Below are 18,947 nucleotides of genomic sequence, written 5' to 3' on the forward strand. Positions count from 1 at the left end.
CGTTACCCAATCCCCACAGCCGAGCGCACTTCCACCATCGTCTGCTCCGCCCGCGTCGTAGCCCGCTGCTTCCCGTCCTCTAAAATCTCATCCACCTTTTTTGGATTCGCCTCATACCCAGCGCGCCGCTCCTGAATCGGCTGAAGAACCTTCACGACCGAATCCGCAACCCAGCCCTTGCACTCAATGCAGCCAATCGAAGCCGTCGTGCACCCGTCGTAAACCTTGGCCAGCGTCTCCTGCGACGAAAAAACCTTATGCAGATCTCCCACCGGGCAAACATCCGGATTCCCAGGATCGGTCCGCCGCACCCGCGCCGGATCGGTCACCATAGGCTTCAGCTTCTGCCGCACCACTGGCTCCGGATCAGTCAGCAGAATCGTATTCCCATAACTCTTCGACATCTTCCGCCCATCCGTCCCCGGCAGCTTCGGCGAAGGCGTCAAGAGAACCTGCGGTTCGGGAAGTATCTCTGAACCCTGAGCGCCGGGATAGAACTGATTAAACCGCCGAGCCACCTCCCGCGTAAGCTCCACATGCGCCACCTGGTCCTGACCCACAGGCACAAAATCCGGCTGATAAATCAGAATGTCCGCCGACTGCAGCAGCGGATACCCGAGAAATCCATACGTCGAAAGGTCCTTACCGGTGATATTCTCCTGCTGCTCTTTGTACGTAGGCACGCGCTCCAGCCACCCCAGCGGAGTAATCATCGAGAAGAGCAGATGCAACTCGGCATGCTGCTTGATATCGCTCTGGACAAAGAGCACGCTATGCGCCGGATCAAGCCCCGCCCCTAGAAAATCCAGAATCACCTCGCGCGTATTGGGCCGGATCTGCGACGTGTCTGCGTAATCGGTCGTCAGCGCATGCCAGTCGGCGATAAAGAAGTAGCACTCGTACTCATGTTGCAGCCGCACCCAGTTGTGCAGCGCGCCCATATAGTTGCCAAGATGAAGTTTGCCAGTCGGGCGCATGCCGCTCAGCACGCGCTTCAAGGGAGCAGAAGAGGAAATCGACACCGTATCCTTCACGTAAGAAATTGCTTGCCCTATTGTACGGAACTTTTCCTCAAAGGTTCGTCATCCTGAGCGGAGAGCAGCGAAGTCGAAGAGCCTGTCCTGAGCCTGCCGAGGGACCCGCACGAGCGCTGTTAGCCTGCCCTGAGCGAAGTCGAAGGGTTCGTGCGAAGCCTTGGAAACGCAAGTCCGCCTTTCCAAGGCAGCAGCACGAAAAAGGGTGCCCCATCCTTTCGCGTAGTGTGCGAAAGAGTGGGAGCCGCAAGGTCCAATGCACGTACCGTCATCCTGAGCGAAGTCGAAGGATCCGCACCGATAGATGCGAAGCCTTGCGTATGCAAGGCCGCTCTTCCTCATCAGAGACACGAAATTTGGCCTCAAAGCCCAACGATACAATGATCGCCAACGATGCGCAGCCCAGAAAGTAGAGTGGATCGAAACGCCTTCGCCCTTGCAATATTACGAATTGCAGTCGGCGCGCTCTTCCTCATCTTCGGCGAATACAAAGTCTTCGGCACGCAGTTCACCCTGCGTGGTGGATTCGAGTTCTGGATCCATCGCTTCCTGCAAAATGGCGGAGCGTATCCGTTCATGGTTCCTGTGCTCGAGAAGATCGTGCTGCCACACTCGACAGCGATCGCTTTCCTCGTCGCATACGGCGAGCTGGCAATCGGACTGGCCCTCGTAGTCGGAATCTTGGTAAGAACCGCCAGCGCCTTCGGGCTGGTCTACATGCTTTCGCTGCTATTCTCGTCGAATTACCCCGGCGCACACGCTCCGTTCTGGGAATACTTCGGAGCTTCGCTCGATCATTCCGTGCTCGCCTTGTGTTTTCTCGCCTTCATGATCGGTCGCAGCGACGAGCGTCTATCGCTAAAGCAACTTTTGGCAAAGTATCGTTCAGTTCTTGGCTTTTCGCCTGAGCTACAGACTAAAAGGAAATGACCTTCAGAGCGGGAATGCGTTGAAAGTGCTTTACATTGACCGTCAGGACGTCGAAGCCAAGATGTAGTGCGGTCGCTCCGATCAAAAGGTCTTCTAAAGGTATGACATTTCCTAGAGCAGCCTGCTCACCTTCTATTTGTCCGGCAAGCTGCGCTATCTCCAGCGTAACCGGACGTACGATCAGGTCTCGATACACTTCTTCTGCGAAGGCTCGTCGCCGTTTATGATCTGCATCCGTTCTAGCGCGATAAATGCCGTGTGTGAACTCAACAACGGTGATCGCTGAAATGGCAACCTCAGTTTCGCCATGAGCGGCACGTACGTGCTGAAGAATTTGCCTGACTGTCTCCCCGTTCCGTTCGCTTGCAATCAAGGCACTGGTATCGAGGATCAGTCCCATGCAGATGTATCGCGTGGCTTGCGGTTGTGGATGATCTCTTCAAGATCGGCGGCAAAGTCCGCATCCATTACAGGCTCGCAACCTAGCTCCTTGGTGCGTGCTTCCGCCAGGGCAATGGATTCCGAAATCGTCCGATGTGGCGGAGTCGGAGACTTTAGCACAGCTACCGTAATAGGACCGTCTTCGATGACAACTTCCGCACCCGCTCGAACGCGATCCAACAGAGCCGCGAACTCGCGAACTGCTTCATTGACCGAGATGTGGATCGTAGCCATATTCCTGATGATACCTTTAGCTGCCGCGTTCTACGATCACGGAAATAATTCCCAAAACAACGAAAATCGCCACGAAAAAGAGTGACAAATATGCCCCTGCCGCCAGCAAGTGCGTGATGAAGCCTTGCGGCTGTCCCCAGTGGTTTGTTTCATAGGCTGAACAGCCGTAGCAGAAGACAACGAAAGATATGAAGCTAATAAGTGCAATGCCAAAGGGTTTAAAAAGCTAATTCTTAGACTTCAATTTGTTCATAGGAGTCGGTGATTCGTATGAAGCGACTTCACTCCCCAACCATCCCAATCGTCCGCAACCATACATCCACCAGCTGAGGCCAGCCCGTCACAGGCAGCTTCGTCCGCCGCAACCCATACCCATGCACACCCTCGGTGTACAAATGCATCTCCACCGGAACCCCGGCAGCCTTCAGCGCCTCGTAGTACCGCAGCGAACTCTCGACATGGGCCACATGATCATCCTCCGTCTGCAAGAGAAACGTAGGCGGCGTGTCCTTCGTAACCGGAACATCCGGATTAAACGCAAAATTTTTGTCGGCAATCGCCAGATACCCCGGATAAATCACTACAGCAAAATCCGGACGGCAGCTCACAGCATCCGCCGCATCCACAGGCTTGTACAGCCGCTGATCAAAGTGCGTGCTCAACGCAGCCGCCAGATGCGCGCCCGCCGAAAAGCCCAGCACGCCAATCCTGTGTGGATCGAGATGCCACTCCGCTGCATGGAAGCGCACCAACCCAACCGCCCGCTGCGCATCCTCAAGCGCCATCGGCGATTTCGGATACGGCCCCGAACCTGGCACGCGATACTTGAGCAGAACGCAGGTAACGCCGGAAGAAGTCAGCCAGTCGCAGACCTCTGTGCCTTCCAGATCAATGGCGAGAATCGTATAGCCGCCGCCCGGAAAGACCACCACCGCCGCGCCCGTATTCTTGCCCTTCGCGGGATACACGGTCATCGTCGGGACGGAGACATTGCCGAGCCGCATCAGCGGTTTGCCCGCGATCAACTGGTCCTTGGCGGTAGTCGTATCGACCTCCGGCCCCGCTGAAGGCGCCGCATCCGGAACCGTCCCCGGCCAGACCGGCGTCTGGGTAAATCCCGCCGGCGGCTGCCAGGCAGGCGTCTGCGCGCTCAAACCCGCCGCGCCTACAAAACAGAGAGCGAAGATCCAAGACTTCATCACAATCCACGCAGCTTAACAGAAGCCACATTTGTGTGTTCCCATGTCGTCATCCTGAGCGGAGCAACGCTGAGTCGGAGAGTCTGCCCTGAGGCAGCCGAAAAAAATGCACCGCAGATGCGAAACTTGGCGGAAGCCAGGTCGCATTTGTACTTTCAACGGGCAGAGGGCAAACCCGCTCTTAAGTCCAAGAAAATGCACATAAAATGCACTTAAAGGCTGGTTTAAAGCACCTTTTTAGCTCATGCCGGGGCGCTCTAATGCGACCTTAAAGTAGAGTCACGACGATACGGTATTCCACCGTGTCAAGCCCCCTGATCGCGAAATACTCCGCAAGTCAAAGAAAACAAACAATATAAAACGGCATAGGTTTGGCGTACTATTTCGCCAAAACTGCTATTCTGGATATAGAGGAAGAAAAAAGCCCGCCAAAAGGCGGGCTTTTTCTTGCCTAAAGAGGGGACCCGTCGCTAAGTGATTGAAAACACTAGAACCGAGTTAACTCAAGCAGAATCAAGCGGATAGCAGGGGATGATCCCCCGCTAAGTCATTGAAAACAAAGAAGCCAAAAGAACCACGCGGGGAGGGGGTCACAGGGCCAGCAGCACCCGGTTAAAGGCATACAGCGCTGGACTCACCATCAGGTTCACCACCGGACCACCGAAGAGGAGAATCAGAATCAGGCTGATCATCCCCAGCGAGTCGTAAACGCGCAGGGCGTTATACGGCAGCATATGCCGGATAATGTGCGATCCGTCCAAGGGAGGCAGTGGCAACAGGTTAAAGGCTGCGAGAAACAGGTTGAGCAAGATTCCCATATAAAGCAGCATGACCATCGGAAAGATCACTGGACTTGCCTGCATCAGCGAAGGGTCGAGCATATTCATCGCCAATTCTTTGACCACCAGCGCGCCGATCGGAGTCGCTTTGGCGACGATCACCAGTCCGATCAGCGACGCCACCGCAGCGAGGATGTTACTCACCGGTCCGGCGAGTGTCGTCAGGATGTCATCGCGCACGACGCGCTTGAAGTTTCGCGTATTTACCGGCGTTGGCCGTGCCCAGCCGAAGAGAAATCCATGTGTTAGGAACAGCATCGCCAGCGGAAGCAGGATGGTGCCGACCGGATCGATATGCTTGATCGGATTGAGCGTCACGCGCCCCAGCATGCGCGCCGTTTGGTCCCCGAGCCGGGACGCCACCCACGCGTGGGCGGCCTCATGCAGACTCAAGGCAAAGAGAAGAACGACGAATTGAAAAACCTTAAGAACAATCTCTTGCTGACTCATACCGCAGATTTGATGGTATCAGGTGAGCGAAAACGAGCGAGTCGGCAGGTCAGCTGAACAACGACCAGTAACGAAGAAAGGCTTTCGCTGACTCGCTGGCGCGGAAAGCGCGCTGACTTGCTGCCTATTCGCAATGCTCACCCGTCGAAGGCGGCGCCTTGTACGTCGAGCGATCCTTGAACGGAGTCGCCTGGTCCTTGGTCTTGAGCTGCTTTGCTGGAACCCCGCCGACGATCGAATGCGGCGCAATGTCCCTCGTTGCGACACCATTGGCGCCGATGATCGTGTCTTCGCCAACGTTCACGCCTGCCATAACCGATGCGTGAATCGTGACCCGAGCCTTGGGGCCAACTTCAGTCCTGCGGTTCTCCACAATACCGCCGTCAATCGGATCGTGCGCATGCGAGTAAACAGAAGCGTAGTCGGAGATCGACGTTCCCTTGCGGATGATCAATTCGCCGCGGTCATCGAGCATCACGAACTTGTGAATGACGCAGTCGTCCTCGATCACCAGGTTGTAGCCAAAGCTGAACTCAACGCCGTGAAAGATCTTTACGTTGTTCCCGATGTGCTTGAAAATGTGCTTGCCCAGCATGGCGCGGAAACGGAAGCCGAGCCAGTGATTCAGCCCAATCGGCGAGCGGTCGAACATCTGCCAGAAGTAGATGAGCGGCTTGATGCAGGCATACCGCTTCTCGTCGATGTCGCCGTAATATTCCGGTTCCAGCGTTATGTTGGCCGAATCGAGCGACAGCTTCAGCACGTTGAAAGGCAGCTCGCTGGTAAGAGTGAAGTTCAACCGCCCTCCCTTGGGCTGACCCAGCATCAGCTGGTGCAGATTGTCATGCACCAGCTCGGCGCGCAGTTCCGGCTTCCTGTGCTTGGTGAACTCTTCATCCAGGTACTTGAGCCAGCGCAGATACACTTCCTCGGCTTCACGCGAGGGATGCAGGTCACGGTATTCATAACGAGGCATGATGTATGTCCTGTACCAATTAGTTTGTCATCCTGACACTTGTACGCAGTGAAGTGGAAGGATCTGCTGTTCCTTCTGCTCAACCACAAATCACCTGTTTCGATGCGCCAGCATGTTCGTACGTCGCAGTTCACTGGATCGCAAAGACCGCATAGACAGTCGATGACTCCTCAATCTGTCGCGGATTGATCGCCAAAGGAGCAAATGCGTTGGACTTTGCTACTGCTCCCATTCTCTCCATCATCATTGGCATCGGCCGAACCGGACTTTCTGGAGCCTGATTGCTGGCATAGATCAATCCGGAAAGCTTCACGTTCAACCCTTGTGCCATCTGCTGCGCAATGACCTGCGCCTTGGCCAGAGCATTCGCCGCAGCCTTGGCTTGCAGCCCATTCATGTCCTGAGACTGCCAGTCGATCTGGCCGCTCTGGTTTGCTCCAGCTTCAACGGCAACATGGAGAACCTTAGCCGCGTCATCCGGCTTTGTCTTCACCGTCCACGACTGGTTGAGCACGAATTGCTTCTTCGCGCGGTCCATCTCCGAGTCTTTGGGATCGTGATAGTTGTTTGGCGTGAGATTCTGGTTTTCACTCTCGATGGCTTTGTCTGGAACTCCCGACTTCTTCAGTGCGTCCATAATGGCATTCGAGATCGTCGAGCCGCTCGCATACGTTGACTGCTCATCTGGACCAAAGACCTGAAAGCCAATATGCACAACGGCCAGATCGGCATTCGTCGCTGCCTTATCGCTCGCGGTGACAGCGATCGTGCGATTGTCTTTATCGACCTTGATCGTTTGTGCTTGCGCGGCAGCCAGCAATCCAAGGGCAGCAACACTCACGGCAATCTTCCGAATGATCATGCCAGTTTCTCCTCGGCAGTCTTACAGATGCTCGCAAAGTATATCGCTATGAGAGGTCGCATCGCACATCATCAAACCTTCTCAGCAAACATACGCAGTTTTGTCACAGTTTTCCGAGCCGCCCCGGAGTCGATCGCTTCCGCCGCGCGCTCAGCACCTTCTCGCAGATCAGTAGCAATTCGTCCTGCAACCAGCGCCGCAGCCGCATTCAGCAGCACGATGTCGCGCTTCGGCCCCTTCTCTCCGGCAAAGATGCGTTCCAGCGTCGCCGCATTCTCGGCGGCTGTCGCGCCTCCTGCTAACTCTGAGAGCGACGCACGCGAAAGTCCTGCATCTTCGGGGTGAACGTATGAAGCCCGCCAACTCGCTTCGTCTCCGCGCACTTCCGCTACATGACTCGCGCCTGTGATTGTCAGCTCGTCAAGTCCATCGCTGCCATGCACCACAAATGCGTGACGAACACCAAGGTGCAGCATCGTCTCAGCTACGAGACTTACACGATCGGGAGCAAACACACCCATGATCTGCGCCGGAGCGCCTGCGGGGTTCGTCAGCGGCCCCGCGAGATTGAAGATGGTGCGGAATCCCAGCGCGCGCCGTACCGGAAGGACGCGCTTCATCGTCGGATGGAGCGCCGGAGCATAAAGGAACATGAATCCGGCAGCGCGCAGCGACTCTACCGCCAATTCGGGCGGCAGCGCGACCGCGATGCCCAGCGCCTCCAGCACATCGGCAGAGCCGCACTTCGAGGTCACGGCACGATTGCCGTGCTTGGCGACTTTAGCTCCCGCCGCGGCAGCAACGAGCGCTGCGCCGGTCGAGATATTGAAGGTGCCGCGGTCGTCGCCGCCCGTACCGCAAGTGTCGATGAGCAATGAGCGCTCTTGATCGGTGAGCGGAACCGGAATCGCAAGCTCCCGCATCGTCTCAGCGAAGCCTGTCAATTCCTCCACCGTTTCGCCGCGGCGCGCCAGCACGGTGAGGAGTTCCGCTATTTCGGCATCGCTCGTCTCTCCAGTCAGCATCTCGCGTAAAGCCGTGCGTGCCTCTGCGCGAGTGAGAGTGCGTTGCCCTGCCTGGATCGAGTGAAGAAGATCGGGAAACGTAGCCATCTTGCTAGTGACCTGGAAGGCAGGCGTTGAAGTGGATTTTGGGTAAGTCCTCAACAGCTTTGCGCAGCGCACGCTCCCATTGCCGGTGGATCGAGAGCAACTCAGGATCATCGGCTGGAAAGCTTCGATAGCCGTCGAAGTGCAACGAGTCATTCCTGTAGATAAGCATCTCGATTGGAGGACCTACAGTCACATTGGAGCGCATGGCCGCATCAAACGAAAGCAGTCCGTAAAGTGCGGCAACCTCCAGCGGTGTCGACCCATGCACGATGCCGCGGTCGAGAATCGGCCGGCCATACTTGCATTCGCCAATCTGCAGATATGGAGAATCCTGCGTAGCGCTAAGCGGATTGCCTTGCGGATAGACCAGGTAGAGACCGGAGCGCGATCCCTTCACCTGCCCACCCAACAGCAGGTTGATATTGAAGGAGAAGTCATCCTTCTCCAGGTGCGCTCGGTCAAGATCGGAGACTCGGCGCACGGCTTCGCCCACAACTCGCGAGGCGGCATAAGGTGTTGGAACTTTGGCCAGACCCTCGCCCGCGTTGAAGTCCTCTCGCAGCAGCGTAATGACGGACTGGGTGAGCGAGACGCTGCCGCTGGTGAGGATCACGAATGCGCGCTCGTCAGGCATGACGAAGGTGTGCATCTTGCGGCAGAGATTCACCTGATCGTAGCCCGCATTGCTGCGCGAATCAGAGGCCATGATCAGTCCTTCGTGAGTACAGATTCCTAAGCAATACGTCAACGCTTATCCCCGGAACGGTGATTCGGTCTTTACTAAATCCTCTATTCTGGCAAACTATTTTGCAAATTCATTGCATCTTAACGTCACCTGCCAAGGCAGTCTCGATCCATTCTTCCTGCGTGGAAAGTTAGCTATATATGCGAATACGTCTGGGCTACGACATCCGCTTCGATGTTCCCGTTCCCGTTACCTTCGTGGCGATGCTGCAGGTCCATCCATCGCGTCTTCAGGATCTGCTTGAGCCCGATGAATTGCTTGTCTCTCCCGCCATGCCGCAGGAAGCGTACCTCGATTCATTCGGCAATCGATGCAGCCGCTTCCACGTTTCCACCGGAGAAACAAAGCTGGAGGGTCGGACATTGATCAAGGATTCTGGTTGTCAGGATCCGCAGAATCTCGATGCGATGGAAATACCTGTTGCAGAACTGCCACCAGACACACTCCGCTACCTGATCGCTAGCCGTTACTGCGAGGTGGACCGGCTTTCAGCGGTCGCGCGGGATCTGTTTGATGATGTGGTGCCGGGTTGGAGTCGAGTTCAGGCAATCTGTGATTGGGTCTACCGCAAGATCACGTTCGGCTACTCCTATGCCCGCTCTACGAAAACGGCCCTCGATGTCTTCACGGAACGTTTGGGCGTATGCCGCGATTATCAGCATCTGGCGATCGCATTCTGCCGTTCGTTGAATATTCCCGCTAGGTATGCGACGGGATATCTCGGAGACATCGGAGTTCCTGCCGCGCCAACTCCGATGGACTTCAGTGCCTGGTTCGAGGCATACCTGGGCGATCGCTGGTGGACTTTCGACGCCCGGCACAATGAACCGCGCATCGGCCGAGTGTTGATGGCAGTCGGGCGTGACGCTGCCGATGTTGCGATCACGACATCTTTCGGAATCGCGAATCTCAAGTACTTTCAAGTTGTGACCGATCAGGTCGTTGAACACGAATAACACCAAGCCTTTGAACTCTGCCGAGAATTGCCGCTCCCTACGAACCTCCGATAGTATGAAGTGTCTGCCGTAACTCTGTTTTCCTCATACGCGGGAATTCTGCGCCTGGGATGAGTCTGCGGCCTCTACAAGCTATGAAAATCCACGAGTATCAAGCGAAAGACATCCTGGCGAAATACGGCGTTGCCGTGCCGCGGGGTGAGGTGGCCAACACGCTCGACGAAGCGCTGGATGTGGCCAAGAAGCTCTTTACCGGCGGAGCAAGTGGCGTCGTGGTAAAGGCGCAGATTCACGCTGGCGGTCGCGGTAAAGGCGGCGGCGTGAAGGTGGCAAAGAATCTGGATGAAGCAGAGCAGTATGCCAAGCAGATTCTCGGCATGCAGCTCATTACGCATCAGACCGGTCCTCAAGGACAGAAGGTGCAGCGACTGCTGATCGAAGAAACGGCTGCGATCGATCGCGAACTGTATCTCGGAATCGTGCTTGACCGCGCTGCGGCGAAGCTCGTCTTCATGGCATCCCAGGCTGGCGGTATGGAGATCGAAGAGGTAGCCGCGAAAGATCCCAAGGCAATTCATAAGGCTTATATCGATCCAGCAGTGGGCTTCCAGCCTTATCAGGCCCGTGAATTGGCATTTGCCCTGGGATTGAAGGCGACGCAGATCAACGAGGCGGTCAAGTTCATGATGGGCCTCTATAAGGCGTACGTCGACACCGACGCTTCGCTGCTTGAAATCAACCCATTCATCACGACCAAAGACGACAAGCTCTTCGCACTCGATTGCAAGATCAATTTCGATGACAACGCGATGTTCCGCCACAAGGAGTTAAAAGAGTTGCGCGACGTCGCGGAAGAAGACCCACTTGAAGTCGAGGCCTCGAAGTACGCATTGAACTACATCAAGCTAGACGGCAATATCGCCTGCATGGTCAACGGCGCTGGTCTGGCGATGGCAACGATGGACATCATCCAGTACGCAGGCGGTTCGCCAGCCAACTTCCTCGACGTAGGTGGCGGCGCAAATCAGCAGCAGATTGAGCATGCCTTTGAAATTCTGCTCTCCGACAAGAACGTGCAGGCGGTCTTCATCAATATCTTTGGCGGCATTCTGCGCGTCGATACGCTGGCGCAAGGGGTTGTCGAGGCGGCGAAGAAGACGAATGTGAAGGTGCCGGTGATTCTGAGGCTCGAAGGTACAAACGTTGAACAGGGCCGCGAAATCCTGAAGAATTCTGGTCTCAACTTCATCATCGGCGACACGATGCAGGACGCTGCGCAAAAGGCAGTTACTGCGGCAAAGGGAGGCAAGTAAACATGGCGGTTCTGGTCGATAAAAACACTCGCCTCATTGTGCAGGGGATCACCGGCAAGGAAGGCACCTTTCACGCCAAGGGCTGCGCCGAATACGGCACCAAGGTTGTTGGAGGTGTGACTCCCGGAAAAGGTGGCACAATCCACGAGGGCTGGCCGGTTTTCGACACGGTTGAGAAGGCTGTTGCGGAAACGGGCGCAAATGCCACGGTGATTTTTGTACCTCCGCCGTTTGCCGCCGACGCAATTCTAGAGGCAAACGCCGCTGGAGTTCCGTTGATCATCTGCATTACGGAAGGCATTCCGATCAACGACATGGTGAAGGTCTGGAGTGTGCTCAAGCATTCGAAATCAACGCTCGTGGGGCCGAACTGCCCTGGTGTGATCTCGCCCGGGAAGGCGAAGATCGGCATTATGCCAGGACGGATTCACAAGGAAGGCAATATCGGCATCGTTTCGCGCTCGGGGACGCTGACCTATGAGGCTGTATATCAGCTGACACAGCGCGGAATCGGGCAGTCGACGGCTATCGGTATCGGAGGCGACCCAATCATTGGTACCACTCATGTGGATGCGCTCAAGTTGCTGAATGAAGATCCGGATACAGAAGCGATCATCCTGATCGGCGAGATTGGCGGAACTGCTGAGGAGACTGCGGCTGAGTATGTGAAGCAGCATGTCAAGAAGCCGGTTGTGGGCTTCATCGCCGGACAGACTGCGCCCCCAGGACGGCGTATGGGTCACGCCGGCGCGATCATCTCAGGCGGCCAGGGAACCGCTGCCGAGAAGATGAAGGCACTAACCGCAGCGGGAATTCAGGTGGTTGAAAGTCCGGCCGCGATTGGTGAGACAGTTGCCAGGGTGATGGGCAAAGCTTAAGAGTTGCAAAAGAAGAAGTGCAGGCTTCACGCCTACACTTCTTCTTGATCTGTACCGGTTACTCAGTTGCAGGAGATGCTGGCACGTTCTTGGCGGTGGTGGTCTTTTGCTGATCTGCCTTCTCGGCGGTTTGCTCTAAGGTATTGGCCTGGGGCATAAACGTTAGCGCCTGGTTGACCATCGGATCCCAGGCTGCGCGGACTTTCAATCCCTCAACCTGACCGAATTGCGTGGTAAAGATTTCGGCCTTGATGTTCGCTTTTACCCAGTCCATGACCGGATTCAATTCCTGGTCCGTATAAGTAACTTCCTGTGAACCCAGGAACTGCTTGAATTCATTCAGGACATTGTCATCCACCTGGAAATCCTTAGTGACCGTACGATTGGCCAGGTAGTGCTTGGCAAAATCGAAGAAGGCATAATGCGCGAGCAGCTCTTCCTGAATGTGAGTGGATTTTGGCGTGTCGATCTTGTAGTCCGGAGTGATGCCGCCGCCGCCATAGACTGTGCGGCCTGAATCGGTCAGCTTGACTTCGCGATCCTTGTTCTCCTGCGGCTGGTCGTGGTTGTAGTAGTAGTCATAGAGCGAAACGCCACTGTAGTTGCGTTGGATCAGGCGTCCGCTCGGCGTGTAGTAGTGATAGGTCGTAAGGGCGAGGCCGGTATTGTCCGAAAGCTGATAAACCGTCTGCACCAGACCCTTGCCAAAGGTGGTTTCGCCGACAACGATGGCGCGGTCGTGGTCCTGCAAGGCGCCGCTTACAATCTCAGCTGCCGATGCCGTTCCGTGATTTACAAGAACAACGATCGGGTAAGTTTTGCCGCTATTACCGTGCATGGCATGGTAGGTCTGTTCCGGGAAGGCGCGTCCGCGTTGGGAAACAATGACCTGGCCCTTCTTCAGGAACTTGTCGCAGGTAGAAACCGCTTCCGTTAGCAAGCCGCCGGGGTTGCCGCGCAGATCAAGAATGAGGCCTTTCATATCCGGACCGAAGGAGTCGAGCGCATCCGCCACTTCGCGGCCGGTCGCTTCCTGGAACTGGGTGATGTGGATGTAGCCGATACCCGGGCGAATCTCTTCCTTAAGATCAATACTCGGGTGCGGAATCTCGTCGCGAACTAGGTCAAAGGCTAGCGCCGCCGCCGCGCCTTCACGAGAAACCGTCAGGTGAACATGCGTGCCTTTCGGGCCCTTCAGCATGTTTGCAACTTCTTCGGAATTCAGATTGTCGGTGGTTTTTCCGTCGACGGAGATGATCACGTCGCCCGGACGGACACCAGCTTTGTAGGACGGCGTTCCCTCATAGGGATACAGGACGACGATCCGCTGCACGCCGCCGACACTCTGCGGCTGGATGGTCATGCCCACGCCGTAGTATTTGCCGTGTTGGTCCTCACGCATTTTGGCGTAGGCTTTGGGGTCATAGAAATTCGAGTGCGGATCGAGCACACGCAGCATGCCGGGAATCGCGCCGTCGTAGATGGCCTTGTCCGGCTTATCGCCGTCGAGTGGCTCGGCATAGTTCTGCGACACAACGTCATACACGCTGGTAAATGACTTCAGGGAGTCGCGAAATTGCGATTCGTCGGAGCTGGATTGCGCGCCGACTTTTTGGCTGACAATCATGCCTGCAATACCACAGGCAGAAAAAAAGACTACTAATGAGAAAACAGTGCGTCGAGTGCGGGATGGCATGATTGCGAGGACCCTCTGGGCAATCCTGTGCAAAGTATAACAAGCCGGGGAAGAAAGAGAGCCCTCGATCTACCGCATTTTTGCTACCCAACGGCGAAATCGAGCTGTCATTTCCTTAAGTTCGATTCGCATTCGCCTACCCGTAGTGTTTAGAATGGCGGAAGCGCCACCTGAATCCTCTAAAGCAGCCTTTACCCGGATTCCGGCATGCCTTCAAGTTGAGACGTATACATATGATTTATCGATCCTTACCCCTCTCGGCCGCGTTCTCTGCAGGCATCGTCTTTCTGGTAATTCCAGCTCTCGGCCAGACTGCGGCCAAAACACCGGCTCCGGCTGCACAGTCGTCTCCCTACCAGGGCATGGTGGTTGAAGAGATTGTGGCGCGTGTCAACGATCAGGTCATCAGCAAGTCTGATTACCAGCGCGCCGATCAGGAACTTGCGACGCAGGCACAGCAGCAGGGGTGGTCGCAGCAGCAGCTGTTTGAGGCGCGACATGACTTGCTGCGCGATTTGATCGATCAGCAACTGCTCCTTTCCAAGGGAAAAGAACTGGGAATTACCGGCGAAACCGAAACGGTCAAGCGGCTGGATGACATTCGTAAGCAAAACCACCTCGACAGCATGGACGACCTGCAGAAGGCGGCCGAGTCGCAGGGAGTTTCGTTTGAAGATTTCAAGCAGCACATCCGCGACGGCATCATCTCGTCCACGGTAATTCGCGACGAGGTTGGACGTCACCTGAATCTCAGCCAGGCCGATGTGCAGAAGTATTACGACGCGCACAAGGCTGACTTTGACCAACCCGAACAGGTGAAATTGAGTGAGATTCTGGTTCCAACGGCGAACCCGGATGACGCGACGCAGGTTGCGGCTGCTCAGAAAAAGGCCGATGACATTGCCGCGCAGTTGAAATCCGGTGGTGACTTCGCACAAGTGGCGAAGACCGAATCAGGCGGCCCGACAGCGGCTCAGGGCGGCGAGCTTGGCGACTTCCGTCGCGGACAGTTGGCTAAGGTCCTTGAGGACCAGACCTTCGTGCTGAAACCTGGCGAGTACACGCAGCCAATCCGCACCAAGCAGGGGTTTGTCATTCTCAAGGTCACGGAACACACTTCGGGTGGAGTGCAGCCTTTGAAAGATGTCGAGCCGCAGGTTGAAGACGCGATTTACAGCCAGAAGATGGCTCCGGCGCTGCGTCAGTATCTCACCACGCTGCGGGAAGATTCTTATGTTGAAGTGAAAGAGGGCTACGAGGATGCAGCGGCAACGCCAAATGAAACCAAGCCCACGACAACATATAGTGCCTATGCGCCGCCAACCGGGAAAAAGAAGAAGCATGTAGAGCGAACCCGCTTCCGCCAAAAGTCGACCAATCCAAAGCCCACGACGGAGACCGCAAGCGCCCCAGCTAATGTACCTTCTTTGGCAGATGTACCGCAGGGCAATGCAACGCAGACGGCGGCGACTCAAACTGCGGGCGCAACCGAAACCGCAAGCGCAACGCCGCCATCTGCTCCGGCTGCGACAACTGCTGCTGCGACTCCGGCTAAGAATTCTCAGGTTGCCAGTGCAGGCGTAGAGAAGCCGGGTAAGAAAGAAAAGATCCGTTTTGGCCAGGCACCACGCGAAACTCTACCTTCGGCTCCGACCAAGACCGAGGATGCGGGCGCAAACGCCGGTACACAGGTAGCATCCAACAATGTTCCGCAGAACATGCAGGTCGTTGGCCCCGATGGGACGGTAGACAACCAAACCGTCGAGGAGAAAAAAGAGAAGACCAGATTCTCAGCGCGCGCCAAGGAGCCGAAACAGAAAAAGAGCAAGGATAAGACCGATCCATTTGCTCCAGCACCGGAAAGCCAGGATGAACTGGCTACTCGCCAGGAACAGTCCACTCCATTGGGCCTGAACGGCGATACCTCCAAGGCAAAGAAGGCGCCAAAGCCGACAGAGAAGACACGCTTGTCTGACAAGACTAAAGAGAAGCCAGACAGCGGCCAACAGCCGAATCCAAACGCGGCTCCTGCCGACCAGCAGGCGGTACCTTCAGCTCCTACTCCGGCTCCGGCGACGTCTCCGACTACCCAGCAGCCGTAACCGCGCTTCGGGCCAAGGGAAAATGAAAGACCTGTTTGTTGGAGATTTAGGGAAATTTGAAAATCAAGTGGTGACGGGCTTCTTTGCCGTCGCCGCAAAGCAGGTGCGCAGCAAGAAAGACGGCGCCGTCTACTTTGCCATGACTCTCTGCGACTCTACCGGCCAGATTGAATGCCGAATGTGGGAAGTCGCGGATGCCCAGCCTTTTGAGTCCGGCGATGTCGTGAAGGCCCGAGGACAGATTTCGCGTTATCAGGACCGCCTGCAGTTGACACTGGATAAGATTCGTCGGGCAAACCCTGAAGAGTACGACCTCGGGGATTTTGTTCCCAAGACCTCACGCGATATTGAGGAGCTGTGGGCGGAGCTGAATGGCTATGTCTCCACCCTTACCAATGCTCACCTGCAGGCTCTACTACGCGCCTTTATCGACGATCCAGAGATTGCTTCTGCGCTCAAGAGCGCACCCGCTGCCAAGAGTATGCACCACGCCTGGGTGGGCGGCCTGTTGGAACATGTCGTTTCATTACTTGGCATCAGCGATCTGGCGGCGCGGCACTATCCGGAAATCAATCGTGACCTGCTTCTCACTGGCGTGGTGCTCCACGATATCGGCAAGCTGCATGAATTGCGTTGGGGAACGAGCTTCGATTACACGCTCGAGGGTCAACTCATCGGCCACATTTCGATTGGAATCTCCATGGTGGAGAAAAAGCTGGCCAATCTGCAGGATTTCCCGGACAATCTTCGCGTGTTGGTCGAGCACATTATTTTGAGTCACCACGGAAAGTATGAGTTCGGCTCACCTAAGCTGCCCATGATTCCGGAAGCACTATTGCTCCATTACCTCGATGATCTTGATGCCAAGATGCAGACGATGCGCAGCGAATTTGCGCGTGCTGGCGCGCTAGGCCGTGCTCCCGGTCAGATGACGGAGTGGGTCCGAGCGCTGGAGCGGCCGCTTCTGAATACGGCCGGATATTTGGGTGAGCTGGCGCCGACCACAGAAGCTACGGCAGCCGAAGAACTTGAGCCACGGGAGGAAATCAATGCCTTACCTGCTGAAGACTGAGCCGACGGTGTATTCGTTCAGCGATCTGGAACGCGAAGACGAGACGGTTTGGGATGGCGTCACCAACCCTGCGGCTGTGAGGTTCTTGCGCAGCATGAAACCTGGCGAGAAACTCGTGATTTATCACACGGGCGATGAGCGCACGGCCGTAGGTACAGCGAAAGTCTTGTCGGTAGATGCTGCGAATCCCAAAGTCCCTAACGTGCGCATCAAGGCGGGTAAACCCATCAACACGCCGCACACGCTGGCAGAGATCAAGGCGCATAAGCTCTTTGCTGATTCGCCGCTCGTGAGCCAAGGCAGGCTTTCAGTCGTTCCTCTCACGGACGCGCAGTACGCTTGGCTGACGGGCGAATAAAGACCACGCGCGCTGCGCTACAATCAAAGTTGGCACAGCACGCACATGTTACGTTTTTCCACTGCAGGTGAATCGCACGGCGAGAGTCTAATTGCTCTTCTCTCAGGGCTGCCCGCCGGCGTTGAAATCGACACAAACTTCATCAATCGCGAACTGTGGCGCCGCCAACAGGGGTACGGTCGCGGTGGTCGCATGCGCATCGAGCAGGACACCGCGCACATCCTCTCCGGGGTGCGGCACGGCAAGACAATCGGCTCCCCGGTCGCTATTGAAATCGAAAATCGCGACTGGAAGAACTGGACCGATATTCTTCCCGTTGAAGTTGGCGATCCTGCGAAGCACAAGATCGTAGCGTCGCCGCGTCCCGGACATGCTGATCTTGCAGGGGCTCTAAAGTACGACTTTCCGGATGCACGGTATGTCCTCGAGCGCGCCTCGGCGCGTGAATCAACCGCCCGCGTTGCCGCCGGAGCATTAGCAAAACAACTGCTTTTGCAACTCGGCATCGACATTGCCAGCCATGTGATTCGAGTAGGCCATGCTGAATTGGAACGAGACGCGACGTGGGATGAAATCGCGGCGCTGCGTGCAAAGGATGAAGTGCTTCTGGGCTGTGTCGACACTGAGGCAGAAGAGCGCATGAAGGCCGAGGTCGACAAAGTGCTGCGAACCGGCGATACCGTCGGTGGCGTCTTTGAAGTGGTGATTCATGGCGCGCCCGCAGGCATCGGTACCCACACAAATTGGGATGAGCGGCTGGACGGCATTCTGGCGCAGGCTGTCATGTCGTTACAGGCCGTTAAGGCCGTCGAAATTGGCCGTGGCGTGACAGCTGCCGAGTCTTTTGGTTCAGATGTCCACGATGCTATTGGCTATAGCAACGAGCCAGCGAACGGTCGGCATACCCGTTTCACACGCGAGCATAACAATGCCGGTGGCGTCGAGGGGGGCATCTCGAACGGTGAAGATGTCATCGTGCGTGGTTATCTCAAGCCGATTTCTACATTGCGCAGACCGCTGCAGTCTGTTCGTTTTGACACGCGTGAGGTGACCAAGGCTGCTTACGAGCGAAGCGATGTTAGTGTAGTACCGGCCGCAGGAGTTGCGGCAGAAGCTATGGTGGCGCTTGCATTCGCACGGCTGGTGTTGGAGAAATTTGGCGGGGATTCTCTGCGGGAGCTAAAACGTAACTATGATGGTTACGTGGATCAGATTCGTGCCTACTGAGTTTTGAAAGAATGATTCGAGAAATAGTCAAATATCCCGAGCCGATTCTGCAAAAAACGACCCAACTGGTAACTGAGTTTGATGACGAGCTACGGTCACTGGTGGACGACATGTTCGAGTCGATGTATGCGGCGCAAGGTATCGGCTTGGCCGCACCACAGATTGGCATCTCCAAACGGGTAACTGTCATCGATCTGAGCTTCAAGAAGAATCTGGACGACAAGATTGTTCTCATCAACCCCGAGGTTATTCACAAAGAAGGTAAACAGAACGAAGAAGAGGGTTGTCTAAGTCTTCCCGAGATTCGCGAGAAGGTATCGCGCGCACATAAAGTGCGTGTCCGCGCTCAAGATCTTACGGGAAAATGGTTCGAAATCGATGGAGAGGAGTTGTTGGCTCGCGCCTTTCAACATGAAATCGATCACCTGGATGGAATCCTCTTCATCTTTCGTGTAAGCGCGTTGAAGCGCGATCTGCTGTTGCGCAAGATTCGCAAGATGCAGAAAAATGGCGAGTGGTAGGC

The 18,947-nt window shown here is 55.9% G+C and carries 19 protein-coding genes; 9 read left to right on the plus strand and 10 right to left on the minus strand.

Features of this window, described 5'->3' with window-relative positions; all coding sequences use genetic code 11:
* Positions 1-2: 2 nt before the first annotated feature.
* Positions 3-1,022: a tryptophan--tRNA ligase gene (gene trpS, locus H7849_RS24425; RefSeq protein ID WP_285288917.1), complete on the minus strand. Its 1,020-nt coding sequence runs from the start codon at positions 1,020-1,022 to the stop codon at positions 3-5.
* 426 nt (positions 1,023-1,448) lie between these two features.
* Between trpS and H7849_RS24430 the strand changes: the two genes are divergently transcribed.
* On the plus strand, positions 1,449-1,964 hold the full coding sequence (locus tag H7849_RS24430; RefSeq protein WP_251106465.1) for a DoxX family protein: 516 nt from the start codon (positions 1,449-1,451) through the stop codon (positions 1,962-1,964).
* Here the strand turns inward: H7849_RS24430 and H7849_RS24435 are convergent.
* From H7849_RS24435 to H7849_RS24470, 8 genes are all read right to left on the minus strand, one after another.
* Entirely contained in the window at positions 1,951-2,364 is a 414-nt protein-coding gene (locus tag H7849_RS24435) for a PIN domain-containing protein (RefSeq protein ID WP_186743061.1), read from the minus strand. The two genes, H7849_RS24430 and H7849_RS24435, sit on opposite strands and share 14 nt — an antisense overlap.
* Entirely contained in the window at positions 2,355-2,639 is a 285-nt protein-coding gene (locus tag H7849_RS24440) for a type II toxin-antitoxin system Phd/YefM family antitoxin (protein ID WP_186743062.1), read from the minus strand. The genes H7849_RS24435 and H7849_RS24440 overlap by 10 nt, the downstream gene beginning before the upstream one ends.
* A 281-nt stretch (positions 2,640-2,920) precedes the next feature.
* On the minus strand, positions 2,921-3,838 hold the full coding sequence (locus H7849_RS24445; protein ID WP_186743063.1) for an alpha/beta hydrolase: 918 nt from the start codon (positions 3,836-3,838) through the stop codon (positions 2,921-2,923).
* 590 nt (positions 3,839-4,428) lie between these two features.
* A complete protein-coding gene (locus H7849_RS24450) occupies positions 4,429-5,127 on the minus strand; it encodes a site-2 protease family protein (protein ID WP_186743064.1) in 699 nt (232 codons plus the stop codon).
* A 124-nt stretch (positions 5,128-5,251) separates the two neighbouring features.
* Entirely contained in the window at positions 5,252-6,103 is an 852-nt protein-coding gene (locus H7849_RS24455) for an acyltransferase (RefSeq protein WP_186743065.1), read from the minus strand.
* A 130-nt stretch (positions 6,104-6,233) separates the two neighbouring features.
* Positions 6,234-6,965 (minus strand): SIMPL domain-containing protein, encoded by a 732-nt coding sequence (locus H7849_RS24460; protein ID WP_186743066.1) that lies wholly within the window; start codon positions 6,963-6,965, stop codon positions 6,234-6,236.
* Between the two features lie 71 nt (positions 6,966-7,036).
* Positions 7,037-8,077, minus strand: a complete 1,041-nt coding sequence (gene trpD / locus H7849_RS24465) for an anthranilate phosphoribosyltransferase (RefSeq protein ID WP_186743067.1) — start codon at positions 8,075-8,077, stop codon at positions 7,037-7,039.
* Positions 8,078-8,081: 4 nt separating this feature from the next.
* Positions 8,082-8,783, minus strand: a complete 702-nt coding sequence (locus tag H7849_RS24470; protein ID WP_251106466.1) for a proteasome-type protease — start codon at positions 8,781-8,783, stop codon at positions 8,082-8,084.
* Between the two features lie 179 nt (positions 8,784-8,962).
* Here H7849_RS24470 and H7849_RS24475 point away from each other — a divergent pair, with 179 nt between their 5' ends.
* The 3 genes from H7849_RS24475 to sucD all read left to right on the plus strand — a co-directional run bounded on the left by H7849_RS24475 (position 8,963) and on the right by sucD (position 11,969).
* Positions 8,963-9,778, plus strand: coding sequence for a transglutaminase-like domain-containing protein (locus tag H7849_RS24475; protein WP_186743069.1), 816 nt, complete (start codon positions 8,963-8,965; stop codon positions 9,776-9,778).
* Between the two features lie 134 nt (positions 9,779-9,912).
* Positions 9,913-11,091: an ADP-forming succinate--CoA ligase subunit beta gene (sucC, locus tag H7849_RS24480; protein ID WP_186743070.1), complete on the plus strand. Its 1,179-nt coding sequence runs from the start codon at positions 9,913-9,915 to the stop codon at positions 11,089-11,091.
* 2 nt (positions 11,092-11,093) lie between these two features.
* Entirely contained in the window at positions 11,094-11,969 is an 876-nt protein-coding gene (gene sucD, locus H7849_RS24485) for a succinate--CoA ligase subunit alpha (RefSeq protein WP_186743071.1), read from the plus strand.
* A gap of 58 nt (positions 11,970-12,027) precedes the next feature.
* Here sucD and H7849_RS24490 read toward each other — a convergent pair whose 3' ends face one another.
* Positions 12,028-13,665, minus strand: a complete 1,638-nt coding sequence (locus H7849_RS24490; RefSeq protein ID WP_186743072.1) for a S41 family peptidase — start codon at positions 13,663-13,665, stop codon at positions 12,028-12,030.
* A 233-nt stretch (positions 13,666-13,898) separates the two neighbouring features.
* Here H7849_RS24490 and H7849_RS24495 point away from each other — a divergent pair, with 233 nt between their 5' ends.
* The 5 genes from H7849_RS24495 to def are packed head-to-tail and all read left to right on the plus strand — an operon-like array spanning position 13,899 to position 18,945.
* A complete protein-coding gene (locus H7849_RS24495; protein ID WP_186743073.1) occupies positions 13,899-15,767 on the plus strand; it encodes a peptidylprolyl isomerase in 1,869 nt (622 codons plus the stop codon).
* A gap of 22 nt (positions 15,768-15,789) precedes the next feature.
* Positions 15,790-16,839, plus strand: coding sequence for a 3'-5' exoribonuclease YhaM family protein (locus H7849_RS24500; protein WP_186743074.1), 1,050 nt, complete (start codon positions 15,790-15,792; stop codon positions 16,837-16,839).
* Positions 16,817-17,197, plus strand: a complete 381-nt coding sequence (locus H7849_RS24505; protein ID WP_186743075.1) for an EVE domain-containing protein — start codon at positions 16,817-16,819, stop codon at positions 17,195-17,197. Before H7849_RS24500 ends, H7849_RS24505 begins: the two co-directional genes overlap by 23 nt.
* Positions 17,198-17,242: 45 nt before the next feature.
* Entirely contained in the window at positions 17,243-18,424 is a 1,182-nt protein-coding gene (gene aroC, locus H7849_RS24510; protein ID WP_186743076.1) for a chorismate synthase, read from the plus strand.
* Between the two features lie 11 nt (positions 18,425-18,435).
* Complete coding sequence (gene def / locus H7849_RS24515; protein WP_186743077.1) at positions 18,436-18,945, plus strand: peptide deformylase; 510 nt, start codon at positions 18,436-18,438, stop codon at positions 18,943-18,945.
* Positions 18,946-18,947 lie beyond the last annotated feature (2 nt).

This window comes from Alloacidobacterium dinghuense, from assembly GCF_014274465.1.
GTDB lineage: Bacteria > Acidobacteriota > Terriglobia > Terriglobales > Acidobacteriaceae > Alloacidobacterium > Alloacidobacterium dinghuense.